23 protein-coding genes are annotated in these 23,279 nt (G+C 55.9%); 14 read left to right on the top strand and 9 right to left on the bottom strand.

Features of this window, described 5'->3' with window-relative positions:
- Positions 1-107 precede the first annotated feature (107 nt).
- Positions 108-359 (top strand): 30S ribosomal protein S20, encoded by a 252-nt coding sequence (gene rpsT / locus AC3DKS_RS11060; protein WP_015754078.1) that lies wholly within the window; start codon positions 108-110, stop codon positions 357-359.
- A 77-nt stretch (positions 360-436) separates the two neighbouring features.
- Here rpsT and AC3DKS_RS11065 read toward each other — a convergent pair whose 3' ends face one another.
- The 4 genes from AC3DKS_RS11065 to rho all read right to left on the bottom strand — a co-directional run bounded on the left by AC3DKS_RS11065 (position 437) and on the right by rho (position 4,422).
- Positions 437-1,174, bottom strand: coding sequence for a hypothetical protein (locus tag AC3DKS_RS11065; protein WP_041327059.1), 738 nt, complete (start codon positions 1,172-1,174; stop codon positions 437-439).
- A 2-nt stretch (positions 1,175-1,176) separates the two neighbouring features.
- Positions 1,177-1,881, bottom strand: a complete 705-nt coding sequence (locus AC3DKS_RS11070) for a hypothetical protein (protein ID WP_015754080.1) — start codon at positions 1,879-1,881, stop codon at positions 1,177-1,179.
- 20 nt (positions 1,882-1,901) lie between these two features.
- A complete protein-coding gene (locus AC3DKS_RS11075) occupies positions 1,902-2,588 on the bottom strand; it encodes a hypothetical protein (RefSeq protein ID WP_015754081.1) in 687 nt (228 codons plus the stop codon).
- A 148-nt stretch (positions 2,589-2,736) separates the two neighbouring features.
- The gene (rho, locus tag AC3DKS_RS11080) at positions 2,737-4,422 is read right to left on the bottom strand and encodes a transcription termination factor Rho (RefSeq protein ID WP_015754082.1); all 1,686 of its coding nucleotides are present in this window, start codon (positions 4,420-4,422) and stop codon (positions 2,737-2,739) included.
- A 318-nt stretch (positions 4,423-4,740) separates the two neighbouring features.
- Between rho and AC3DKS_RS11085 the strand changes: the two genes are divergently transcribed.
- The 5 genes from AC3DKS_RS11085 to AC3DKS_RS11105 all read left to right on the top strand — a co-directional run bounded on the left by AC3DKS_RS11085 (position 4,741) and on the right by AC3DKS_RS11105 (position 9,417).
- Positions 4,741-5,151, top strand: coding sequence for a DUF4293 domain-containing protein (locus tag AC3DKS_RS11085; RefSeq protein ID WP_015754083.1), 411 nt, complete (start codon positions 4,741-4,743; stop codon positions 5,149-5,151).
- A 596-nt stretch (positions 5,152-5,747) separates the two neighbouring features.
- Complete coding sequence (locus AC3DKS_RS11090) at positions 5,748-6,074, top strand: YegP family protein (RefSeq protein ID WP_474732423.1); 327 nt, start codon at positions 5,748-5,750, stop codon at positions 6,072-6,074.
- Positions 6,075-6,296: 222 nt separating this feature from the next.
- Entirely contained in the window at positions 6,297-6,794 is a 498-nt protein-coding gene (locus AC3DKS_RS11095) for a metallophosphoesterase family protein (protein ID WP_015754085.1), read from the top strand.
- Positions 6,795-6,905: 111 nt separating this feature from the next.
- A complete protein-coding gene (gene truA / locus AC3DKS_RS11100) occupies positions 6,906-7,667 on the top strand; it encodes a tRNA pseudouridine(38-40) synthase TruA (protein ID WP_015754086.1) in 762 nt (253 codons plus the stop codon).
- Entirely contained in the window at positions 7,648-9,417 is a 1,770-nt protein-coding gene (locus tag AC3DKS_RS11105; RefSeq protein ID WP_015754087.1) for an ABC transporter ATP-binding protein, read from the top strand. Before truA ends, AC3DKS_RS11105 begins: the two co-directional genes overlap by 20 nt.
- A gap of 34 nt (positions 9,418-9,451) precedes the next feature.
- Here AC3DKS_RS11105 and AC3DKS_RS11110 read toward each other — a convergent pair whose 3' ends face one another.
- The 3 genes from AC3DKS_RS11110 to folP are packed head-to-tail and all read right to left on the bottom strand — an operon-like array spanning position 9,452 to position 11,921.
- Positions 9,452-10,234 (bottom strand): DUF3667 domain-containing protein, encoded by a 783-nt coding sequence (locus AC3DKS_RS11110; protein WP_474732419.1) that lies wholly within the window; start codon positions 10,232-10,234, stop codon positions 9,452-9,454.
- An 11-nt stretch (positions 10,235-10,245) separates the two neighbouring features.
- Complete coding sequence (locus AC3DKS_RS11115) at positions 10,246-11,031, bottom strand: diadenylate cyclase (RefSeq protein ID WP_015754089.1); 786 nt, start codon at positions 11,029-11,031, stop codon at positions 10,246-10,248.
- 59 nt (positions 11,032-11,090) lie between these two features.
- Entirely contained in the window at positions 11,091-11,921 is an 831-nt protein-coding gene (folP, locus tag AC3DKS_RS11120; protein ID WP_474732415.1) for a dihydropteroate synthase, read from the bottom strand.
- A 100-nt stretch (positions 11,922-12,021) separates the two neighbouring features.
- Here folP and AC3DKS_RS11125 point away from each other — a divergent pair, with 100 nt between their 5' ends.
- The 6 genes from AC3DKS_RS11125 to bglX all read left to right on the top strand — a co-directional run bounded on the left by AC3DKS_RS11125 (position 12,022) and on the right by bglX (position 18,668).
- The gene (locus AC3DKS_RS11125; RefSeq protein ID WP_015754091.1) at positions 12,022-12,582 is read left to right on the top strand and encodes a DUF1599 domain-containing protein; all 561 of its coding nucleotides are present in this window, start codon (positions 12,022-12,024) and stop codon (positions 12,580-12,582) included.
- On the top strand, positions 12,579-14,270 hold the full coding sequence (locus AC3DKS_RS11130) for a BT_3928 family protein (protein WP_474732413.1): 1,692 nt from the start codon (positions 12,579-12,581) through the stop codon (positions 14,268-14,270). Before AC3DKS_RS11125 ends, AC3DKS_RS11130 begins: the two co-directional genes overlap by 4 nt.
- Positions 14,271-14,282: 12 nt before the next feature.
- Entirely contained in the window at positions 14,283-15,035 is a 753-nt protein-coding gene (gene tpiA / locus AC3DKS_RS11135) for a triose-phosphate isomerase (RefSeq protein ID WP_474732410.1), read from the top strand.
- A 17-nt stretch (positions 15,036-15,052) separates the two neighbouring features.
- Positions 15,053-15,886 (top strand): 50S ribosomal protein L11 methyltransferase, encoded by an 834-nt coding sequence (prmA, locus tag AC3DKS_RS11140; RefSeq protein WP_474732407.1) that lies wholly within the window; start codon positions 15,053-15,055, stop codon positions 15,884-15,886.
- 166 nt (positions 15,887-16,052) lie between these two features.
- Positions 16,053-16,328 carry an ATP-dependent Clp protease adaptor ClpS gene (locus AC3DKS_RS11145; RefSeq protein ID WP_041327588.1) on the top strand — a complete coding sequence of 92 codons (276 nt, stop codon included), beginning with the start codon at positions 16,053-16,055 and terminating at the stop codon, positions 16,326-16,328.
- Between the two features lie 48 nt (positions 16,329-16,376).
- The gene (bglX, locus tag AC3DKS_RS11150; protein WP_474732404.1) at positions 16,377-18,668 is read left to right on the top strand and encodes a beta-glucosidase BglX; all 2,292 of its coding nucleotides are present in this window, start codon (positions 16,377-16,379) and stop codon (positions 18,666-18,668) included.
- A 33-nt stretch (positions 18,669-18,701) separates the two neighbouring features.
- On the opposite strand, the gene AC3DKS_RS11155 is transcribed toward bglX, so the two are convergent.
- Positions 18,702-19,178, bottom strand: a complete 477-nt coding sequence (locus AC3DKS_RS11155; RefSeq protein ID WP_474732401.1) for a hypothetical protein — start codon at positions 19,176-19,178, stop codon at positions 18,702-18,704.
- 125 nt (positions 19,179-19,303) lie between these two features.
- On the opposite strand from AC3DKS_RS11155, the gene AC3DKS_RS11160 reads away from it, so the two are divergent.
- Both AC3DKS_RS11160 and AC3DKS_RS11165 read left to right on the top strand, forming a co-directional pair.
- Positions 19,304-19,822 carry a 5' nucleotidase, NT5C type gene (locus tag AC3DKS_RS11160; RefSeq protein ID WP_272607911.1) on the top strand — a complete coding sequence of 173 codons (519 nt, stop codon included), beginning with the start codon at positions 19,304-19,306 and terminating at the stop codon, positions 19,820-19,822.
- A 167-nt stretch (positions 19,823-19,989) separates the two neighbouring features.
- Positions 19,990-21,324: a YfcC family protein gene (locus tag AC3DKS_RS11165; RefSeq protein WP_272607912.1), complete on the top strand. Its 1,335-nt coding sequence runs from the start codon at positions 19,990-19,992 to the stop codon at positions 21,322-21,324.
- A gap of 6 nt (positions 21,325-21,330) precedes the next feature.
- Here the strand turns inward: AC3DKS_RS11165 and AC3DKS_RS11170 are convergent, their stop codons facing one another.
- The gene (locus AC3DKS_RS11170) at positions 21,331-23,148 is read right to left on the bottom strand and encodes a serine hydrolase (RefSeq protein WP_272607913.1); all 1,818 of its coding nucleotides are present in this window, start codon (positions 23,146-23,148) and stop codon (positions 21,331-21,333) included.
- Positions 23,149-23,279: the final 131 nt, after the last annotated feature.

Below are 23,279 nucleotides of genomic sequence, written 5' to 3' on the forward strand. Positions count from 1 at the left end.
CCCGTTCGTCTAGGGGTTAGGACGCCAGGTTTTCATCCTGGTAACAGGGGTTCGAATCCCCTACGGGCTACCAGGAAAATAGAGACTATAAAGCGAATTTAGAATTCATGGCAAATCATAAGTCAGCATTAAAGCGCATCCGCAGGAACGAATCTGTGCGTCTGCGCAACCGCTATCAGCACAAGACCACGCGTAATGCAATCAAGAAGTTGCGTTCGGAGACCGATAAGAAAAGCGCCGAAGCCCTTCTGCCCTCAGTGGTCAGCATGATTGATAAACTGGCCAAGCGGAATATCATCCATTCCAACAAAGCGGCCAACCTCAAGAGCAAGCTTACCAGGCAGGTTGCCGGGCTGTAAAAGCGCTTTTTGATACCGAATTGGAACCCCGTTTCGCAACCCCGTTGCGAAACGGGGTTTTTGTTTTGTGTCCCCGGTTAAGGGCTCGATCCATTATTCCCCCCATTCCCGCCGTGATTGCGATTACCCGGTTTTCGGAGTCGTTTCATCCGGATAAATCCCACAAGGAAGCAGCCGTACATGCAATAGATCAACGCCAGGTGTACCGGCCGCGTCCATGCCGCGTATTCGGCCTCCCCGACGGCCACCTGGAAGCGGTGCAGGTTTATCGGCAGGTACCCCAGGTGGAAAACCAGCAGGCCGATACTGATCCAAACCAGCAGGTCCCGCCAGAACAAATCCCGGTTCGCCAGGTGGAATTCCTGAAACAAATAGCCGGCAGAAGAAACGATGAGCAACACCCCGCCTGCCGTATAGGCATAGGCCTGGGATACGGTGGAAAAGTCGTGCTGCCAGGCATTCCAAAGACTTACCCCGACAAATAGCCCGAGCCCGGCGGCCTTGACCCAATCCATGCGGAGGGCCGTGATATACCGGTGATAGAGGATGTAAAAGAATACAACCAGGACCAGGCTGTAAATATTGTAGATGAGCCAGTTGTTGTTGTAGTACATCTCCCGGATCACGATACTGAATGCATCGTAGTCCCTGACGATGATCCCCACCGTTTCGGTGAGCAGCGTATAGGCAAAAAAGACCGGCAGGTACCGCGCAGGGGTATCGTAATATCGGGGAAAACGATAAACGGCCAGGCCCAGTACCAGGGCGTATAACCCGAAAAAAACAAATTCAGCAAGGTCGTCCAGTAGTTCCAATCTCAGTTGCTCAGGAATACGCGCTGAGGCCGCATCCGCCATAAGCCTACCAAGATACACCCGTACATCACAAAAATCAACACCTGCAGGATCCGGGTTACCACCACCGGGTCCATCAGGCCGGTGGGTGCATGCATGTTGCGATAGATGGTTATCGGGATAAACCCTGAATAGAAAATGGCGATGCCCAGAGAAATCCACGACAGCAGGTCCCGGTCGGTAAATGCCCTCCCGGAAACAGACCGGCGGTATATAAGGTACATCATTGAGGAAACCACCAGCACAGCAGACCCGGTAATATAGGTTCCCAGCTGGACCTCATACTGGAAGCTCTGGTACAGCGGGTTGATTAGTGCCGCAATGGCAAGGAGGGTCGAGCCGATGAGGATTGCGGTCCGCGCCGCCCGCCAGGGGATTACCCGGTAGTAGACGAAAAAAAAGTACCCGCAAAAGATCAACAGGTAGACATTGTATATCAACCAGTTGTAATAACTGAAGAACTCATTCAGGAAAATGCTGAATTCCGTAAATTCATAGGTGATGATCCCCAGGATTTCAGTGGCCAGCGTATAGGTAAACAACACCGGAAGCAGCCGCAACAGCGTATCAAAATAGCGCGGGTACCTCCATATTGCCAGGAATACGGTGACCAGATAAACCGGGAGGAACGGATATTTCAGCAGGAGCGAAATTGGGTTGACCTCCATATATCAGGCGCTATTAGGTATTAGTTGTGTGGCGGCGGCGCAGACCCGCCAAAATTCATGATCAGGCTCCCCCCGTCCTGGAGAGTGGCCGGCGCTGTGGGCAGCGACAGGAAAGCAGCTTCCGAACGTTCCATGCCGTCCTGATCCATCCCGGAACCCTGGCCTTTCACGGGCTGCAGATCCAGGCTCAGATACCCTGCGGTTCCGTCCGGGCGGATATATAGGCCAAATTGTTCATCGCGTTCCTTGTCGGGTTGGGCCGCGGGGACCAGGAAAACGGTATTCTGCCGGGGATGCACGTGTCCGCCGCTTTCCGGGTTGTTTCCGAAATACACGCGAAGGCTCGAAATATCCGTCCCCGCCTTTTGGGCCTCCTGCTCGATATACTGCATATATTGCTTCAGGTTGGCGTAGTCAAAGGCTACATAACGGGCAACGGCAAATGCAGAATCCACTCCTTCCGCCCGCAGCAGGGAATCCTCGTACTGGCGGATCAGCGGGGCGCGCCGCTTGCTGTAGAGTTCAAAATCGATCCGCGCTTCCTCCAATGTAATAATGCCCTCCGGGGCATTTACCATTTCCTGCTGTCCGGGATCATCCCCCGGGGGGGTGCCGGATTGCTCCCCGCAGGAAACAAAGATGAGGAGCAGGAAAAACGAAAAAATCTGGAAGCGTTGAAAATTCCGGGTAGTCTGGGAAAGCGGCATGGCTAGATGTTTAAATGGTTTGATGTCTCGACCTAAAATTACTATAAAAACCCCGTTTTTTTGATGCCATCCGTAAAGCCAGCCCTGCCGATTATACATAAAAAAGCCCCGACGATACCGCCGGGGCTGAATTTTGAGCCTGTTGCCCTTATTCGTTCATGGTCATCAGGAATTCCTCGTTGCTCTTGGTTTGCTTGATGCGGTTTTCCATGAATTCCATGGCCTCGATGGGGTTCATATCGGCCAGGTATTTCCGGAGGATCCACATGCGTTGCGTGGTGGTATCGTCCAGGAGCAGGTCGTCCCGACGGGTGCTAGAAGCCACCAGGTCGATGGCCGGGAAAATCCGGCGGTTGGAGATGCGGCGGTCGAGCTGCAGTTCCATGTTGCCGGTACCCTTAAATTCTTCAAAGATGACTTCGTCCATTTTGGACCCGGTTTCCGTCAGGGCCGTGGCGATGATGGATAGGGAGCCCCCGTTTTCGATGTTCCGGGCTGCCCCGAAAAAACGCTTGGGCTTGTGGAGCGCATTGGCATCCACACCCCCGCTGAGTACTTTCCCTGAAGCGGGTTGCACCGTATTGTAAGCCCGCGCCAGGCGGGTAATACTGTCGAGCAGGATCACCACGTCGTGGCCGCATTCCACCAGGCGTTTGGCTTTATCGATCACGATGTTCGCCACGCGAACGTGCTCGGTGGCTTCCTTGTCAAAAGTGGACGCCACCACTTCTCCGCGGACGTTGCGCTGCATGTCGGTAACCTCTTCCGGGCGTTCATCGATCAGCAGGATGATCTGGTAAACCTCCGGGTGGTTGGCGGCAATCGCGTTGGCGATGTCCTTGAGGAGCATCGTCTTACCGGTTTTGGGCTGGGCGACGATCATCCCCCGCTGGCCTTTTCCGATCGGGCAGAACAGGTCGATGATCCGCGTGGAAATATTGCTCTGGCGATCTGCCAGGTTGAATTTTTCTTTCGGGAACAAGGGGGTCAGGTGTTCAAAGGAAACCCGGTCCCGGACAACCTGGGGGTCCAGGCCGTTGATTTTATTCACCTTGATCAGGGGAAAATATTTCTCGCCTTCCTTGGGAGGGCGTACGTTCCCCAGGACTGTATCCCCGGTTTTCAGGCCAAACAGCCGGATCTGGGACTGGGACACATAGATGTCGTCCGGTGACGAGAGGTAGTTGTAATCGGATGAGCGCAGGAAACCGTAGCCGTCGGACATGATATCCAGGACGCCTTCGCTTTCGATGATGCTGTCGAATTCGTATTCGGGCTGCTTGTACTTGTTTTTCTGGCTATTGTCGTAATTGCCATTGTTGCGCTTGTCGCCGCCGGAATTATCCTTTTTACGGGACTCGCGCTTGGGGCGGTCCTTGTTGTCGGAGGAGGCGTCGCCCTTTGACTTGCTGCGATTGTCGCGCCGGCGATCGTCTTTGTTATCGCCCCGCCGACTCCGGGAGTCCTTGCGGTTGTCTTTGTTGTCGTTGTTGTCGCTGCTGTCGCCGGTTTCTTTCTGAGCCTCGGACTCCTGCCCGTTGCTTTTGTGGCGGGACGATCCGCTGTCTTTTTTGGGGGAGCGACCGCGCTGGTTCTGGCGGGGTTTGCCGGAATCCCTGGAGGCGTCATCGGCGCCTTGGGTATCTTTGTTGTCTTCGGCAGTTGCTTCCTGGGCGTGCTCGCGGACGGCTGCAGGATTGGAAGCCTGGAGGTCCAGGATCTGGTAGACCAGATCGAGTTTTTTGAGGCTGCGGTATTTGGGGACATTCAGGTTTTTAGCTATGTCCTGAAGCTCTGGAAGCTTCTTAGCCTTCAATTCGGAGATTTCAAACATGTAAGAAATAAAATAGGTTATACGATGGATCCAGTACTGTTATAAGTAAGTAGGATTGAAGAAGTGTTATTCGGATATTGCCTGGGCCAGAATGCCCGCTTGGTAGGTGCTATAACTAATAACTTTGCAATATTACGAAATATTTTTCAATAATTCAGCAATTTACCGCTGGAAATAGCAGCTCTGCCATAAGCTTTGGGCTGGGGTTGAAGCGGTTAGCAGAACGGCAGCGTTGTTGCGGAAGATTTGAACCGGATATTGCATCCATTTCGCAGGATTCTGTTTATTTTTGCTGTCCGTTACGCTTAGTGCATAGATATGATACAACGCATCCAGACGGTTTATTTGCTGCTGGTGGCACTGGCCACCGGGGTTCTGCCGTTCTGGGTGAATCTTTGGACACAGAGCGACGGCACCGCGGTCTACGCACAGGGCGAATTGTGGATCTCCCTTGCGTTTTACGCATCGGCCCTGTTGGCGGTTGTTTCCATGCTGCGGTTTAAAAACAGAAAATCACAGTTCGTATTGAATCGTTTCAATATGCTGCTGAACCTTTTTTTACTAGGATTCTTCGTAATCCGGGCACTAAATCTATCCGGAGAAACCCAGGTTTCTGAGAAGGGTATTGGGATGCTCATCCCCGTTTTTTCTATCGTTTTTTTAGTCCTGGCCAACAGGGCAATCAAGCGGGATGAGGACCTCGTAAAATCTGTGGACCGGTTGCGGTAGACCTTTTATCTTAGTAGTATTAGTGCGATGGACCCCGGCAGCAATGCCGGGGTTCTTGCATTTTGGTGCCTGGCAGCGTATGGGTCATGTGCAGGCATCCCGCTACTCCGGAGATGGGATTTCCAACCTGTAGACCGAGGATTATGGCTCGAATATTCGGCACCCCAGGGAGCCTGCTTAAGGATCACCGTGTCCCCATGGAGGAACCAGAACCCGCGGCTTTGGTGTACCCCATGTGCCAGTTCTATGTATGAGCTGCGTTCGTATGTGGAATCGGCGGATATCCGGATCCGGTGCAACTGCATGCCAATTTTTGAAGTGTACGTACCCGGGACAGGTTGCGCAATGAGGTCTGCCGCGATCAAAAATAAAAGCATTAAGAGTACAAATGGCTTGCCCAAGCATGGTGGATTTACCTGAAAGATAGGACAATAGTCCGAAGGCAAATAATTCTTGCGCCCCCTGATAAATATCAGCTTGCAATCCTTCCGTTGGCTGTAGATTTGAGCATAAGGAACCCTTGCAGAGGTTGGTGTGAAAAAAGTAATTGAGTATAACTATAGTTTTTAGTAAATTGAACCAATAAAACGTATACAATGGGAAAATTTGAAGTCAAAACAGACAAAGCGGGGAAATACCGCTTTAACCTGAAATCCGGAAACGGGCAGGTGATCCTGAGCAGCCAGGGATACAGTTCCAAGGAAGCTTGCGAGAACGGCATCGAGTCGGTCAAAAAGAATTCGCAGAACGATGCCATGTTCGAGCGGGACCAATCCAGCAGCGGAAAACCTTTTTTCAATCTGAAGGCCGCCAACGGCCAGGTGATTGGGTCCAGCCAGATGTATTCCAGCACCAGCGCCATGGAAAACGGGATTCAATCCGTCAAGAAAAATGCACCGGGAGCAGACGTCGTTGAGGCATAATCCGTGACAGGCCAACGGGATGGGAGGCAAAACCCGTCCCTGACAAATGGATAAAGGAAGCAATTTTGCTTCCTTTCTTTATTGGTAACCGCCCGATTGCCCTGCCGGCAATGTTTGTCGATACCGCAGGACCCCAACCCAGAATAGCAGACCCGGTACTCCGCCGATGCGCTGCAAATTCCTATTTTTGCACTCCAAATTTTCCAAACCGATACTGCACGCATGACCCGCATCCTGTTGCTTTCCGATACGCATAACCACATCGACGACCGCATTTGTGCATACGCCCGGGAAGCGGATGAGATCTGGCATGCCGGGGACATCGGTTCGCTGCGGATTACAGATACCCTCCGGGCAATCAGGCCCGTCCGGGCGGTGTACGGGAATATCGACGGCAAGGAGGTGCGAGGGGAATTCCCACTGGACGCTCGTTTTATGTGCGAGGAGGTCCCGGTCTGGATCACCCATATCGGTGGGTACCCGAAGCGGTACGAGCCGCGCGTCAGGGAGGAAATCAGGCGGGACCCGCCCAAACTCTTTATCAGCGGCCATTCGCACATCCTCAAGGTGCAGTTCGACAAGGACCTGGACCTTTTGCATATGAACCCGGGGGCCTGCGGCAAGGCGGGGTTCCACCAGGTGCGGACGATGCTGCGCTTTGCCATCGACGGGACCGATATCCGGGATCTGGAAGTGATTGAGCTCGGGAAGCGGGGGTAGGGGGTGTCCCACCCCGCCCCATTTACAAGATAACCTCTCAGGCTGCAAAGGCCCGGCAGGCACCGATCCATTTCGGAACTTCCTATCTTTGATTTGAAATTGATTCAACGCATGCGATTTTTCCTGGAAATTTCCTACCTCGGTACTGCCTATCACGGATGGCAAAAGCAGCCCAATGCCCTCGCCATACAGGAAATCCTCGAGGACCGTATGGGAAAACTGCTGGGGAACGGCCCCATCGACCTGGTCGGAGCCGGGAGAACGGATGCCGGGGTGCATGCGCGCCAATTGTTCGCCCATTTTGACCGGGATGCTGCGCTGCCGTCCGGCTTTGTCCACCGCCTGAATGCCTTCCTCCCTGCCGACATCGCGGTGAAAGGGGTCTACGAGGTGGCGCCCAATGCCCATGCCCGTTTCGACGCCACCGGCCGGACCTACGAATACCACCTGGTGCGGGAAAAGGATCCGTTCCGGGAGGGTCTCGCCTATCAGTTTCAGGGGGAGCTGGATTTTGGGGCCATGAATCGTGCGGCCGCTTCCATGCTCGGGTACGGGAACTTTAAAGCGTTTTCCCGTTCCAAAAGCGATGTTAAGACCTACAATTGCGACCTGAGGGAAGCCCGTTGGGAGGAAGGCGACGGCGTCTGGGTATTTACCATTTCAGCAGACCGTTTCCTCCGGAACATGGTGCGGGCGGTTGTGGGGACGCTGCTGGAAGTAGGGAAGGGCCGCCTGGATGCAGAGGGTGTTAAGACAATTATAAAAAGCCAGGATCGATCCGAGGCGGGGGTTTCCGTACCTGCAAAAGGCCTATATTTGACGCGTATTACGTATCCCGATACTCTTTTTCTCCATGGCCAAAGAAACCGGTAAAGCTTTCGATCTGACGCTCTTCAGGCGCGTGATGGCTTTTACCCGTCCCTACAGGGCCACCTTTCTCGGAACCGCATTTGCCGCCATCCTGCTTACCGCTTTTGCCGTGGTGACCCCCATGCTGCTCCGGGAGATCATCGACAACGCGATTAAAGTCCAGGACCAGCCCTATCTGCTCAACCTGTGCCTGGCAATGCTCGGCGTGCTTATCGGGCAGGTGGTCTGCCAGTTGCTCTTTACTTATTACGCCAACTGGTTGGGGGAGTCCGTCATCCGGGATATGCGGGTGAAATTGTTCAGGCGGATGCTGGGCTTTCGGATGGAATACTACAACAAGTCGTCCATCGGGGTATTGGTTACCCGCGCGGTGGCCGATATGCAGCGGATTGGCGAAATCTTTTCCCAGGGTTTCTTTATGATTGTGGCAGACCTGTTGAAGATGCTGGCAGCCTCGGCGGTGATGCTCATCTGGAACTGGCGCCTGGCTTTGATCGTCTTTGCCATCCTGCCGATTATCCTATACGCTACCCGGGTATTCCAGAAGAAAATGAAATCCGCTTTTGCGGAAGTGCGGGCTCAGGTGTCCCGCCTGAATTCCTTTGTACAGGAACGCCTGACCGGAATGAAAATCGTGCAGCTGTTCAACCGCGAGGCAACTGAAAGCCGGAAGTTCCGGGATATCAACAAAAAACATCAGGACGCCTGGCTGAAAACCGTCTGGTACAACTCTTTTTTCTTCCCCATTGCAGAAATCGTCACTTCCATCGCTATCGGGTTGGTAGCCTGGTACGGAGGCTTGCAGAATATTTCAAACATCCAGACCGAAAACATGGGGATCATTTTCGGTTTTATCCTGCTGATTGAAATGCTCTTCAGGCCGCTGCGGCAGATAGCGGACAAGTTCAATACGCTGCAGATGGGCATGGTGGCTGCCGGAAGGGTTTTCGGTATTTTGGATACGGAGAGCCGGATAGAAGACGCCGGAACGCTTAACCTGGACCACGTGGAGGGCGCCATTGAATTTAAGGACGTGCATTTCAGCTATGTGCCGGACGAAGAAGTACTCCACGGGATTTCCTTTTCCGTGCAGCCCGGGGAGAAGGTGGCCATCGTAGGTGCCACGGGCGCGGGAAAATCCACCATCATCAACCTGCTCAACCGCTTTTACGACATCCAGTCCGGGGAAATCCGGATTGACGGTACGAACATCCGGGAGTACCAGCTGGCCTCGCTTCGGGGGAACATCGCCGTGGTCCTCCAGGATGTCTTCCTGTTTGCCGATACCATCGGCAACAACATCACGCTCCAGGACCCGGAGATCCCGCAGGAAGATATCGAATCGGCTGCCCGGGCCATCGGCGTCCACGAGTTTATCAGCAGCCTGCCCGGGGGATATAGCTACAATGTGAAGGAGCGCGGCAGCATGCTCTCCAGCGGGCAGCGCCAACTCATCGCCTTCCTGCGCGCCTATATGCGGAACCCGGGCATCCTGGTCCTGGACGAGGCGACCTCCTCGGTGGATACCTACACGGAGCAACTCATCCAGAAGGCCACGGAAAAAGTCACGGAGGGGCGCACCTCCATTATCATTGCCCACCGCCTGGCGACGGTGAAGAAAGTGGATAAAATTTTAGTGATGGATGCCGGACACATCGTGGAAACGGGGACCCACAAAGAGCTCCTCAAAAAGAAGGGTTACTACAGCAAACTCTACGAGGCCCAGTTTATGGCCGAGGAGGAACTCGCCTGAGGCGGGTCGTTCCCGGGAACAACCGGCAATCCGATTATTTTTCGATTGGCCTGAAATCCTCCAGGCTCACTTCCCCCGTAAGGAAGAACACCATGTTCAGCCCGAGTGACAGGGCCAGGTATCCCAGGAAAAACAGCAGCAGGAAAATAACGGACCGGCCCAGGCCGGAGGCCAGGGAATAGGTGCCCAGCCGCAGGAACGCCCAGAGCGAATACCCGAACATAAAGAGCATCATTATAAGGGAATACTGCATATAATGTTCGGGCAGGAATAGCATAATCAGAAGCGATGGTAAAAAGGTCAGGATGGAGATATGGGCCAGCGCATAGGACAATGCTACCATGTATTCGGGCAGGTTGTAGTCCTGCCTGTTCAGGGTGAGGTAGCCGGAACATCCGATAATCGGTATATAGAGCAGGAAGACGAAGCTGCTGTATTCCATGACGGCATCCATAATTTTCACGGAGGCGGCGTTGGTCATCCCGGTCCCGAAAACGTCAAAATTGATCCTGTCCATGGCAAACTTGCGCATCGCGTAAAACAAAGCCCCGGAAATAAAGATCGCCAGCCCCAGGTAGTTGAGCGGGTTCATGTACTTGCGCCGGATTCCGGCAACGTAGGCGTGGATGACGTGTTCCGGGCGGACGGTCAGGTCCCGGATGGTCCGGAAAATCGTGTTGTCGATGTTGAAGACGCGTTCGTAGACGTCAGCGGCCAGGTTCCGGAACGTGAGCCTTTTCTGGACAACGCGTGCCCCGCAGGTGGGGCAATAGGCAAAATCGGTCCGCAGGTTGCTATCGCAATTTTTACAGTTCATTTCGCGCGATGTTACGTCAGGTCTTTCCGGATCATTTTCCCGAGTTCCTCGAGGTCTTTGAACAGGACGAATTCCCCGTTTTTGATATAGGAAATCAATCCGGTTTCCTCGCTGACCACCAAGGCCAGGGCGTCGGTCCGTTCGGTGATCCCCACGGCTGCCCGGTGCCTGAGGCCGAAGCGCTGCGGGATGGAGCGCTCCCGGGAGACCGGGAGGATGACCCGGGTGGCGACGATATAATTCCCCTTGATGATGGCGGCCCCGTCGTGGAGCGGGCTGTTCTTGTAAAAAATACTTTCCAGGATGGGCTGGTTGACTTCAATCTGCATGCTGTCCCCGGAGGATTTGATAAAGTCCAGGGAGGTATCCCGCTCAATGACCAGAATCGCTCCCGTACCTGTTTTGCCCATTTTTTCACAGGCACCCATCAGGGCATCCACATCCAGGGCCAGGCTGATGCCGTCCTGTTTCAGGAATTTGAAGTGTTTGACAAAGCGGCGCTGCTTGGCGAAATTGGTAGAGCCGATCACCAGGAGGAATTTGCGGATTTCCTGCTGGAAAACGATGATCAGGGCAATCAGGCCCACCTGCATAAAGCCGCCCACCATGCTGCTGGTCATGCGCATATCCAGGAGTTGGGTAAACTTCCAGAAGGCCCAGATGATCACGATGCCGATAAAGATATTGATGGCTACCGTGCCGCGGACGAGCCGGTAGAAGTAGTAGAGCAGGATGGCGACAAGCAGGATATCAATCAGGTCGGTGATGCCGAAATCCAGAAAGTTTAAAAAGTCCAATCCGCGCTGCTTTTTGTAAAAGTAGAAAAATTACCAGAATACCGACGGGATTGCGCTGCCTATTGCGGGCCCCCGATTGCCTGCCAGAGGTGGATGCACTCCCTGGCGGCAGCCGCGTCGTGCACGCGCAGGATGGAAGCACCCCCAAAAAGGGCTGCCATATGCAGGGCGGTAGTGCCGTTCAGGGCCTCGTCCGGGGTAATCCCCAGGGTTTTCCATATCATGGACTTCCGGCTGAGCCCCACCAGGATCGGGACGTCCAACACCCCGAAATGCCGCAGTTTGCCAAGGAGTTCAAAATTCTGTTCCCGGGTCTTGGCGAAGCCGAAGCCCGGGTCTGCGAGGACATCGACAATTCCCAGTTCCCTGGCGGCCAGCAGCCGGCCGGAAAGGTATTGGAGCACCTCTGTCACCAAATGGTCGTAGTCGGTGAGCCCGGACATGGTGGCCGGGGTACCCCGCATGTGCATCAGGATCACAGGCACCTGTTTTTCAGCGAGCAGCGGCAGCATCTTCGGGTCTGCCTCCCCGGCGGTTATGTCGTTGATCAGGGCCGCCCCCGCCCCGAGGGTTTCCCGGGCTACCCGGCTCCGGAATGTATCCACCGAAATCCGCGCCTCCGGGAATTCCCGGGCCAGCTTTTCCACCAGCGGGACCACGCGCCCGAGTTCTTCGCTCTCACTGACCTGCCCCGCTCCGGGACGCGTGCTGTAACCGCCCACGTCCAGGAAGTCGGCACCTTCGCCCAGCAGTTGTTCTGCCCGGAGCATGGCTGCCCGTGGATCTGCAAATCGTCCGCCGTCGTAAAACGAATCCGGGGTTGAATTGAGGATGCCCATAATCCGCGGGGTCGAAAGATCCAGCAGCTTTCCATTGCAGCAGATGGTCATAAATCGAGGTTTTTTGGCCCGGCTCCGGCAAAAATCCCGTGAAAACAGTACTTTTGACAGGCGCGTTAACCCGCCGAAATTACGCAAATTCGAGCAACCCATGAAGGAAACTTCCAGAGCCTACGACGCTGTCATCGCCACGTGCCGGGACCTGTTCCGCCGCAAGATGAACGATTACGGCGCTGCCTGGCGCATCCTGAGATTGCCCTCCCTGACGGACCAGATATTTATCAAGGCCCAGCGGATCCGCAGCCTGCAGGAGCACGGGGAGCGCAAAGTGGACGAAGGGGAACTGGCGGAATTTATCGGGATCACGAATTATGCGATTATGGCCCTGATCCAGTTGTCCCGTGGGGTTGCCGACCAGCCGGACCTGGAACCGGAGGAGGCCCTTTCCCTTTACGACGCTCAGGTGGCCCGGACCAAGGCGCTGATGGAAGCCAAGAACCACGACTACGGGGAAGCCTGGCGCGACATGCGAATTTCCTCCCTGACGGATTTGATATTGCAGAAGCTCCTGCGGGTTAAGCAAATTGAAGCGAATCTCGGGAAAACCGAAGTGAGCGAGGGAGTGGAAGCCAATTACCAGGACATGATCAACTATGCGGTCTTTGCCCTGATCCATCTGGAAGAAAGCGCTGAAAAACCCAATCAAGCATGAAATACCTTGTGCACCTGGCCCGCGTACTGGTCGGGCTCCTGTTTATCGTCAGCGGATTTATCAAGCTCAATGACCCGGTGGGCTTCTCCTTCAAACTGGAGGAGTACTTCAGCCCACCCGTGCTGGACCTGCCGTTTTTGGAACCTTATGCCCTGGCCATTGCCCTCTTTGTGGTGGTCCTGGAAGTCATACTGGGGGTGACGCTGCTGTTGGGCTATCTGCGCAAGCCCACGCTCTGGACGCTCCTGGCGACCATCGTATTCTTTACGTTTCTCACGCTATATTCGGCCGTGACGGGCAAGGTGACGGATTGCGGGTGCTTCGGGGACGCCCTGAAACTCACGCCCTGGCAGTCCTTTTACAAGGACGTCGCCCTGCTGGTGCTCATCCTGGTTCTGCTGGCGGGCAGTAAGTACATTAATCCGATAGGGAGCCGGCTCTTCCGGGCAGCGGCAACTGCCCTGGCCCTGGTGGCTTGTATCCTGTTTGCCAACTACGTGTTGAATCACCTTCCCTGGATCGATTTCAGGCCCTACCATATTGGCGCCAGCATCCCGGAGGGGATGGTCATCCCGGAAGACGCCCCGGCCCCGGTCTACGAATACGACTGGAAGTTCCGGATAGACGGGGAAGAACAAATTATCACCACCAATGGGGAATACCCGGAGGTGGAGGGGGAATTCGTAGAAGTGGCGGATACCCGTGAGATCCGGGCGGGTTACGAGCCTCCCATCCACGATTTTACCCTGGAGAGGGAAGGGGTGGACTACGCCGGAGAAATCCTGACCCGGCCGCAACTGCTGATGGTCATCTCCTACGACCTGGACAAGAGCCATGCCCCGGCGTTTAAAGCCCTCGCCCGCTACACGGATTCCGCGGCCGCATTGGGGTATTCGGTAATCGGCATGTCGGCCTCCTCCCAGGAGGCGGTCGATGCCCTCAAGGCCGCAAACGGGCTGGACTTCCCGTTTTATTTTTCGGACCAGACCACGCTGAAGACCATAGTGCGCTCCAACCCGGGGGTCCTCAGGCTCGAACGGGGCATCATTCGCCAGAAGCTCCATTACAACGACCTGGAGGAGCTGGAACTGCAACCCCTGACGGAAGCGGCACGGTATAACATGCCCCTGAAGAATAGCCTGGACAGCATCATGGAGCTCGACCAGAAATACCGGGCCGAGGCCCATCAGGGCGATTTCTCGAACTGGGGCCTGCAAATGGAAATCGACAGTTCGAACATCGCCTGGATCGATTCTGTTATTGCGGTCAACGGTTACCCCGGTAAGAGTCAGGTTGGCGGGGAAACATCCAAAGCGGCGTGGTACGTAATCCAGCATTCCAACCGAATCGATGAATTTCTGCCCCAGATCGAAGGGGCTGCGCGGGCCGGGGAGCTGCCTTTCCGCCTGTATGCCATGATGCTGGACCGCCAGTTGATGAGGCAGGGAGAACCCCAGATATACGGGACACAGGGCACGTCATTTTACATGGGTTCCCCCCCGGAGAAAGTTGATATGATCTGGCCCGTGGCCCAACCCGGGAAGGTAGACAGCCTCCGGAAGGCCGCAGGATTTGACCAGCCCCTGGAAGATTATGGAAGGGAATTATATGGCGAAGATTTTGTGTACAGGAACTATACAATCGAACAGGCCCGGGAAATGTGGGCGAAACAAAACATCCAACAATAAAACCGAAACGCAATGAGATCTAATATCGTAGCCGGAAACTGGAAAATGAACAAAACGGCCTCCGAGTCGGAAGCCCTGCTGGACGAACTGGCCGCCAAGCTGCCGGACTGTTCGGCCGAGGTGATGGTCGCGCCCGTATTCGTCAACCTGGCCGAAGCGGTCAGGCGCCTGGAACATTCTAAAATCGAGGCGATTGCCCAGAACATGCACTTTGCGGATTCCGGGGCCTACACCGGGGAAGTTGCCGCGGATATGCTGCTCGGCATCGGGGTAGACACGGTCATCCTCGGGCATTCCGAGCGGCGGGCGTATTTTGGCGAGGACGACGACTTGCTGGCCAAAAAAGTGGGGCAGGCCATTGAAAAAGGCATGCGGACCATCTTCTGCTTTGGGGAAGAGCTCAAGGACCGGCAAGCCGGGAAGCATTTCCAGGTGGTAGAATCCCAGTTGAAGAACGCCCTGTTCCAGCTGCCGGAGGAAGCCTGGGGGCGGATCGTCCTGGCGTATGAGCCCGTCTGGGCTATCGGCACGGGAGAAACCGCCAGCCCGGAACAGGCCCAGGAGATGCATGCATTTATCCGTAAAATTGTGTCCGACGCCTACACGGATGCGGTGGCCCAGAAAGTTTCCATCCTTTACGGCGGCAGCGTCAAGCCCGGGAACGCCGCCGAGATCTTTTCCAAGCCCGATGTAGATGGCGGGCTGATCGGCGGGGCTTCCCTCAAGGCGGATGACTTTGTGGCCATTATCAAGGCCATTGGATAGGTGTGCAAACCGTTCCTATGTATATCTGTTGTTCCCTGACCCTGAAGCCGCTGCAGCCGGGTTCGGAAATATTCATAGCGGCACTGGGGGAACTCGGGTTTGAGAGTTTCGAGGAAACCCCCACAGGGCTCAAGGCCTATATCCGGGAGGAAGACTGGGATGAGCAGGCACTGGCCGGGGTACCTTACTGGTCGTCCCCGGAATGGGAAGCTTCTTTTGAGATTACCCGGGTGGCCCAGCAAAACTGGAATGCGCTCTGGGAAGCGGATTATCAACCCATCCAGGTGGGGGACCGGTGCGTGGTGCGGGCCCCGTTCCACCCGGATCCGCCGGCCGGAACGGATTTTGACCTGGTCATTTCCCCAAAGATGAGTTTTGGAACAGGCCACCACCAGACCACCTGGCTGATGCTCCGATACCTCCTGGACATGGACCTGAATGGGAAAGCCCTCCTGGATATGGGTTCCGGGACAGGCGTATTGGCCATCCTGGCTGCGCGGCGGGGTGCCCGACCCGTCCTGGCCGTGGACATCGATCCCTGGTCGGCAGAGAATTGCCGGGAGAATGCAGCCCGGAACGGGGTGCCGGAAATCGAGGCGGTCCTCGGGGATGTTCGGGCCATCCGTGGCAGGGATTTCGATTGTATCCTGGCGAATATCAATAAGAATATACTTCTGGAGGACCTTCCGGGCTATACGACCTCCCTGCGGGAAGGCGGGGAACTTTTGCTCAGCGGGTTTTACCGGGCCGACCTCCCGGATATCCGCGAAGCCGCTTCCCGCCACGGGCTGGAATTCAAGGATTTCCGCGAACGGGAAAACTGGGTTGCCGCCCGGTTTGGGAAGTCCTGATTTCGGGCCGACCGACAGGACTCTTGCTGACGGATTCGGAATGGGGCACCGGATGTTTTGCAAATACATTTTGCCGCAAGCCCTTTTTTTGAGGGGAATGCAAATCCGCAAACCCGACGAATTGCGGGAATTTTTTTTTATTATATTCGTATCAAACCCCTTGGATATGAGTACGAAGGAACGCTTGCAGGAAGAATTGCTGGTAGAAGACAAGCAAAAACACCTGAGTGAAATTGTGCTGTTCAACGACGAGGTGAATACTTTTGACCACGTCATCCAAACCCTCATCGACGTCTGCGAGCATACACCCGAACAAGCCGAACAGTGTTCCCTGATCGTACACCACAACGGCAAATGCACCGTTAAAACAGGGGAATTCAGCGACCTGAAACCGCGATGCACCCGCCTGCTGCAAGCTGGCCTGAGCGCCGAAATCGTCTGAGAACCATTCTGATATATTTTATCGATATTTGGTAAAAACCAACGATCGATGCGCGCTCTTTCCTTTCTCCTGCTATTTACACTTTGTACTGCAAACGTTTCCTATTCGCAACAACCGGCCGGGCAGTCAGCCGATGCTGCAACCGCACGGGATGCGTTTATCAGGAACTTGCTCTCGCGGATGACCCTGGAGGAAAAGGTTGGGCAGATGAACCAGTACAACGGTTTCTGGGATGTCACCGGGCCGGTCCCGGAAGGGGGCGATGCCGAGCGTAAATACGAAGACTTGCGGAGTGGCCGGGTGGGCTCCATGCTGAATATCACCAACACCTCGGATACCCGTAAACTCCAGGAGGTAGCCGTTAAAGAAACCCGGTTGGGCATTCCGCTGATTTTCGGGCAGGATGTGATCCACGGGTTTAAGACCATCAGCCCAATTCCCCTTGCCGAGGCCGCCAGTTGGGATCTGGAGGCAATCCGGAAATCCGCGGAACTCGCTGCCCGGGAAGCAGCGGCGTCCGGGATTCACTGGACCTTTGCCCCCATGGTGGATATTTCCCGCGACCCCCGATGGGGCCGGGTGATGGAGGGGGCCGGGGAAGACCCCTACCTGGGAAGCCGGGTTGGTGTGGCCCGGGTCCGCGGTTTCCAGGGGGACGATTTGTCCGACCCGCTGACGGTAGCCGCCTGCCTGAAACATTTTGCAGGGTATGGCTTTGCCGAAGGGGGACGCGATTACAACACGGCCGATTTCGGTTTGTCCACCCTGTACAACGTGGTGCTTCCACCGTTTAAAGCCGGGGTGGATGCCGGGGCAGCGACGGTCATGAATTCCTTCAACGTATTAAATGGGATCCCGGCAACCGCGGACGCCTTCCTGCAGCGGGAAATCCTGAAAGACGCCTGGGATTTTCAGGGGTTTGTAGTCTCCGATTGGGGGTCGATAGGCGAAATGATCCCGCATGGCTATGCCCGCGACCGGAATGAAGCAGCCCTGCGGGCGGCAGTGGCCGGTTCGGATATGGATATGGAGAGCGGCATGTACCTGACCGAGCTGCCGGAACTTGTCCGGGACGGCAAGGTGCCGGAAAGCCTGGTGGACGAGGCCGTTTTGCGGATCCTGGGGTTGAAATACGACCTGGGGTTGTTTGCCGACCCGTACCGGTACGCGGATGCAGAGCGGGAGAAACGCATCCTCTCGGATCCTGCGCGCCTGGAGACCGTCCGGGATATGGCGCGAAAATCCATCGTCTTGCTCAAGAATGAAAGAGGTGTGCTGCCCCTGTCAAAAAATGGCGGTTCCATTGCCCTGATCGGCCCGCTTGCATCGGATAAGGACAGCCCCCTGGGCAGCTGGCGCCTAACGGCCGAACCGAATTCCGCGGTTTCCGTCCTGGAAGGGATGCAGGCCTATAGCGGAAATACATTGGCATATGAACGGGGGGTACCCCTGGCAGAAGGGGAGACTGCCTTTGTCTTCGAAACTAAAATCAATACCACCGACCGGAGCGGGATCCCCGCCGCCGTGGAACTTGCCCGGAGCTCGGAAACCGTCGTGATGGTCCTTGGGGAACACGGGTTTCAGTCGGGGGAGGGGAGGAGCCGGGCCGCACTCGGACTGCCGGGCCTGCAGCAGGAGTTGCTCGAAGCGGTCCATGCGGTGAACCCGAATATCGTCCTGGTATTGATGAACGGCCGTCCGTTGACCATCAACTGGGCGGCTGAGCATGTGCCGGCCATCCTGGAAGCCTGGCACCTGGGTACGGAGAGCGGCCACGCCATTGCCGAGGTGTTATACGGGGACTACAACCCAAGCGGGAAGTTGCCCATGACGTTCCCGAAATCCGTCGGGCAGATTCCGGTGTATTACAGCCACCTGGCCACCGGCCGGCCGGAATACCCGGGGAACGACCTGGTGTTCTGGTCCCACTATATCGATCAGGTCAATGAGCCCCTCTATCCGTTCGGGCACGGGTTGAGCTATTCGGACTTCCGCTATGCCGACTTAAAGTTGCAAACGACGGAAATCCGGCCCGGGGGTTCCCTGGAGGTCAGCGTTCGACTCGAGAATGCCAGCGATACGCCGGGAACCGAAATTGTCCAGCTCTACGTCCGGGATCACTTTGGCTCCCGGGCCCGGCCGGTTCGCGAACTCAAGGGCTTTGAAAAAGTATTCCTCGAAGCAGGCGGATCTGCGGAAGTTTCCTTTACGCTGTCGGCTGAAGACTTGGCATATTATACGGCAGGTGGCACGTGGGAAGCGGAGCCCGGCCGGTTCAGTGTCTATGTAGGGGGAAGTTCCCGGGCCAGCCTCCAGGCAGACTTCACCCTGACGGAATAGCCATCCAAAACTGCGTAATTCTGTGGTTGCGCGCTATTGTTTTGTATAAATTTCCGCCTGTAATTCAGGCAGGACCTCCCCAATGGTATTGGTGAGGGTTTCCGTCTCGCTGTCAAAGGTAAACTGGGTTACCACCCCGGATCCGTCGGCAAGACGAAGCGTGTTTCCCACCAAATCCCAGTTGCCGGAAGCCAATCGGATTTGGTCCGAGCAGAAGAATTTAAAGAGGCCGCCCGTAATGGTGGTGATTATCACGTCATTCCCGCTAAAACTCCAGGTATTGTCGCTTCGGATGGTGATCCGCGCATTGACGCAGGGCAACTCATCCAGAATGTTTGAGGTGGTCGTTCCATCTTCGTCAATGTCCTGGGCCGGGCTGATGCGCAGTTCGGTCAGTTCCCAGGTTCCGGGTACCAGTTCCAGGTTCGGGTCCGGCCCGCTGCCGCCGTCATCGTCGGAACAACCCAGGGCGCAGGCAGCCATCACGAATACAAACAGATACTTTTTCATAGGCAATTTTTAGCGAAAGGCAGCTACCAAGATACGGTTTTTGACAGTTGTTCCCAAGTTGGCCAGGCACGCGACATTTGATCTTTCGCAACATTTTATGGTACTTCGCAAAAAACGAGATCAGGATGGTTGTTTTTGTAGACATGGATGAGGTGCTGGCCGATACCTACGGGGCGCACATCGAACGATTCAACAAGCGGTTCGGCGCCACCTTAAGCAAGGAACAGTGCATGGGGGGCGAAGTCTGGCAGCAAATTCCCGAACACCGGGAAACCCTGTGGCAACATTACTTCGAACCCGGTTTTTTTCGCGATCTCCGACCGCTTCCCGACAGCCGGGAGGTGCTGGAAGAAATCGCGTCCAGGCACCAGGTCTATATTGCCTCAGCCGCTATGCAGTTCCCGGATTCCCTGAAAGAGAAACACGAATGGCTGGACGAACATTTCCCTTTTATCCACTGGCGCAACCGGATCCTTTGCGGGGACAAGCACATCCTGCGCGGGGACGTACTCATCGACGACCGAAGCCACAACCTGGAGAAGTTCCAGGGGCGGAGTATCTTGTTTACTTCCCCGCACAACATCCACACTACCGGGTTTGAGCGGGCGGAGGACTGGCAGGACATCCGGTCGAAACTGCTATAGTAGGATATTTCCTGCCTTAACTCTTTGATAAAAGGGGGGAACCTGAATATCGGCGGATTCCAGCAGGGCGTTTGCATATTTTCCATAACTTCCCTGTTGCCCGGCCTGACCCGTAGCGGTATTCCGGGAATCGAATTGCCTGACAGTAAGAACAAACCAACCAACCGATGAAACGATTTCCGGATACCCTGGTGATCATGCTGGGGGGCATCCTCCTGGCCTGGATCTTTACCTATATCATTCCCTCAGGCGTTTTTGCGCGAATCACCGACCCGGAGACCGGCAATACCCAGGTGGTGGCCGGCTCGTATAAGCAGATCGAGGCAGATGCCCCGGGGGTATTCGACCTGCTGCTGGCAATCCCCGAAGGGATCATCGCCCGGGCCGACCTGATTGTGCTGATCCTGTTGATAGGGGGGAGCTTTTATGTCATTGAAAAAACCGGGGCCCTTGGGCAGGGGTTGCAGCGGGTCGTGGACCTGCTCAAAGGTCGCGAAGTAATGGCCCTGGTCCTGGTATCCCTTTTGTTTGCCGCAGCCGGCGCCACCATTGGCCTGCAGGAAGAAATTATTGCCCTGGCCCCCATCCTGATCCTGTTTGCGCGCTCGATGGGCTATGACGCCTTTGCAGCCCTGGGCATCAGTTATGGTTCGGCCGTCCTGGGGGCGGCATTCAGCCCGATCAACCCTTTTGCCGTTGTTATTGCCCAGGAGGCTGCCGAGTTGCCGCTGCTTTCAGGCAGCGGGTTTCGCCTGGTCGTCCTGGGGCTCGCCTTTGTGCTCTGGACGGGGGCGATGGTCCGGTATGCCCGGAAAAACCGGGTGCCTAAAAAGGCCATCGAAACGGAGGGCAACCGGTTGACCCCGGGGAGTATCCTGATCCTGTGCCTGCTCGTCGCCACCTTTGTCTGGGTCACCTACGGCATGTTGCAATGGGGGTGGTACTTCAATGAATTGTCCGCGGCATTTTTCGGCCTGGGAATTGTTGCCGGGCTGGTCGGGAAGCTCGGACTGAACGGCACGGGCCGTGCTTTCGCCGCGGGGTTCCGGGAGATGATATTTGCCGGGGTGGTTATCGGGCTGGCGCAAAGTATTACCATCCTTTTGGAGAACGGGAAGGTTATTGACAGTGTGGTCTACGGACTGTTTACCCCCCTGCAGGACCTGCCGCAGGGTATCTCTGCCCTGGGCATCTATGGCGCTCAGGCACTTTTGCATTTCCCGGTTCCCAGCTACTCCGGTCAGGCCGTACTGACCCTGCCGATCCTCACCCCGCTATCGGACCTGATCGGGATTTCCCGGCAGACCTGCGTGCTGGCTTACCAGTACGGGGCGGTGAATATGGACCTGATTGTACCCACCAACGGGGCGCTTATGGGCATCCTGGCGGTGGCGGGTATTTCCTATGACAAGTGGATCCGGTTTATCTGGAAGCCGGTCCTGCTGCTCTTTGCCCTGGGTGGGGCCGCCATTATCACGGCCATCCAGATCGGATACGCCTGAGCCGGATCAGCGATCGTAGAACGGGATATAACCCTCCCACCTCCAGGGGGTGTAGGTGTCTTTCAGCGCCAGATGCAACAGGTCCCTGAAGATCCCTTCTGCGTTGTCGCTGTTGGCCAGGATCATCATGCCTTTACCTGCCCGGGGAAAGACGATGGTGTAGTGCTGGAAGCCATTCCCGTGGCCTTCCTTAAATAGCCCGGGCCCGTGCGGGGTTTCCAGGTATCCCCAGCCCATGGCATACCCGAGTCCGATCCCGTCGTACCGGTCCGTTTGCTCTCTGGCGCCTTCCCCGAATTGTTTGACCGAGCGAATCCGGATTTGCCGGCTGAACAGCCGCCCCCAGCTTTCAGGTTGCAGGATCTCCCGCTTCAGTACGCCTTCCAGGAACCGGGTGTAATCTGCAGGGGTGGTCTCCAGCGTACTGGCCGAGCGCGGTTCGTTGTCGGTATCCTTTTTATAGGCGGTCCCGTCTGCCCGGTGTCCTACGGCGTAGTTTCGGGCAAATGGTTCCTTCCATAAATAGGCGGTATCCGACATGCCCAGGGGTTTAAAGATGTGCTCCCGGGCCAGTTCCTCCAACGGTTGCCCGGTGATTTTTTCAAGGACCACCTGCAGGTAGACCAGGCCTTCCCCGGAATACCGGTACTCCTCCCCGGGTGTCCCGTGAACCCGCAATTTTTGGTCGGGTTCAAACCAGCGCCAGTTGGGGAACCCACTCGTATGGGCCAGGCACATGCGGGCCGTGATAGCCGGATACACCGTATCGCCTTCCAGGTCGGAATAATCATCATGCCATTTGGTCTGGGGCGTGTATTCGTGGATTTTTTTAGGCAGGTAGGACTCCAGGGGCGTATCCAGGTCAATCACCCCCTCTTCGATTAATTTCATGACCAGGACCGCAAAAACCGCCTTACTCAGGGAGGCGCCGTACATATTTGATCCGACCTCCAAATGCAGCCCCCGCGGGGCATCCCGGTACCCGAATGTTTCCTGGTATACCGGGGTTGCCTCATTGAAAACGGCAACCGCCAATCCGGTTACGCCCCCGGCTTCGGCCAGCTCTTTAATCTGTCGCGTAAGTTCGGCCGCGGTAATCCGGCTGCCATCCAGTCGTTCGATAGCCTTGGACCGCCGGATGCCGTCCAACCTTTCAATTGTGCCTGCCCGGTGGTTGGCATCCCAATGCCCGGCTAGTGCCTGGCCTTGTGCAGGGAGGGACTGGGTAGTAAGCGCAAACCCTGCAAGCAGGATGGTTTTCAGCGTTTTTTTCCTTCCGCTGCCCAGGAAGGGGATGGCCGGGTAGAAGCATTTGCGGGATCGAAGCGCATAGATGATGTTGGCAAAGGTGATGGCGATGCAGAGTGGGATTACGGTAATGAAGAAAACGAACCCGTAGCCTTCCCAGGTCAGCAGGGCGGCAAAAGATGCCAGGTAGAGCAGCAGGACGGTGATCTGGAAGTTGATCACCTGTGCCCCGTGCCGGTAGTATAGCGGGTGGTCTTCCCGCTTGTGGATCCAGAGGAAAAGCGGCAACAGGACATTCAGGAACGGGATAAACAACCCCAATAGGGGGGTGGCGTGTATCAGGAGGAGCCATTTGGCCTGAATGGTTTCCTCCCGGGGGTTGTCGATTGGCATCAGGTCTTCCACCTCCACGGAGAGGGCGGCGGCCAGGAGTTTTACGGTTTGCAGGTGGGGGTTGACGTCCCCCTTTTCGATCCGCTGGATGGTTCGTACCGTAACCTGGGTTTTGCCCGCGAGTTCCTCCTGGGAGAGTCCCTGTTTTTTGCGTTGGTAGATTAAGTTTTCGCCAAGTGTCATACTATTCGTTTTACGGGGTTTCGTCTCCGCAAAGCTACTTCCCCATCCCGGACAGCACCACGACATTTCAATGTCATCTGGCTGTCATTCGCTTGTTATACGGGTGTTTCGCAAGGGTTTCCACGGAAAAT

Source organism: Robiginitalea sp., assembly GCF_982776155.1.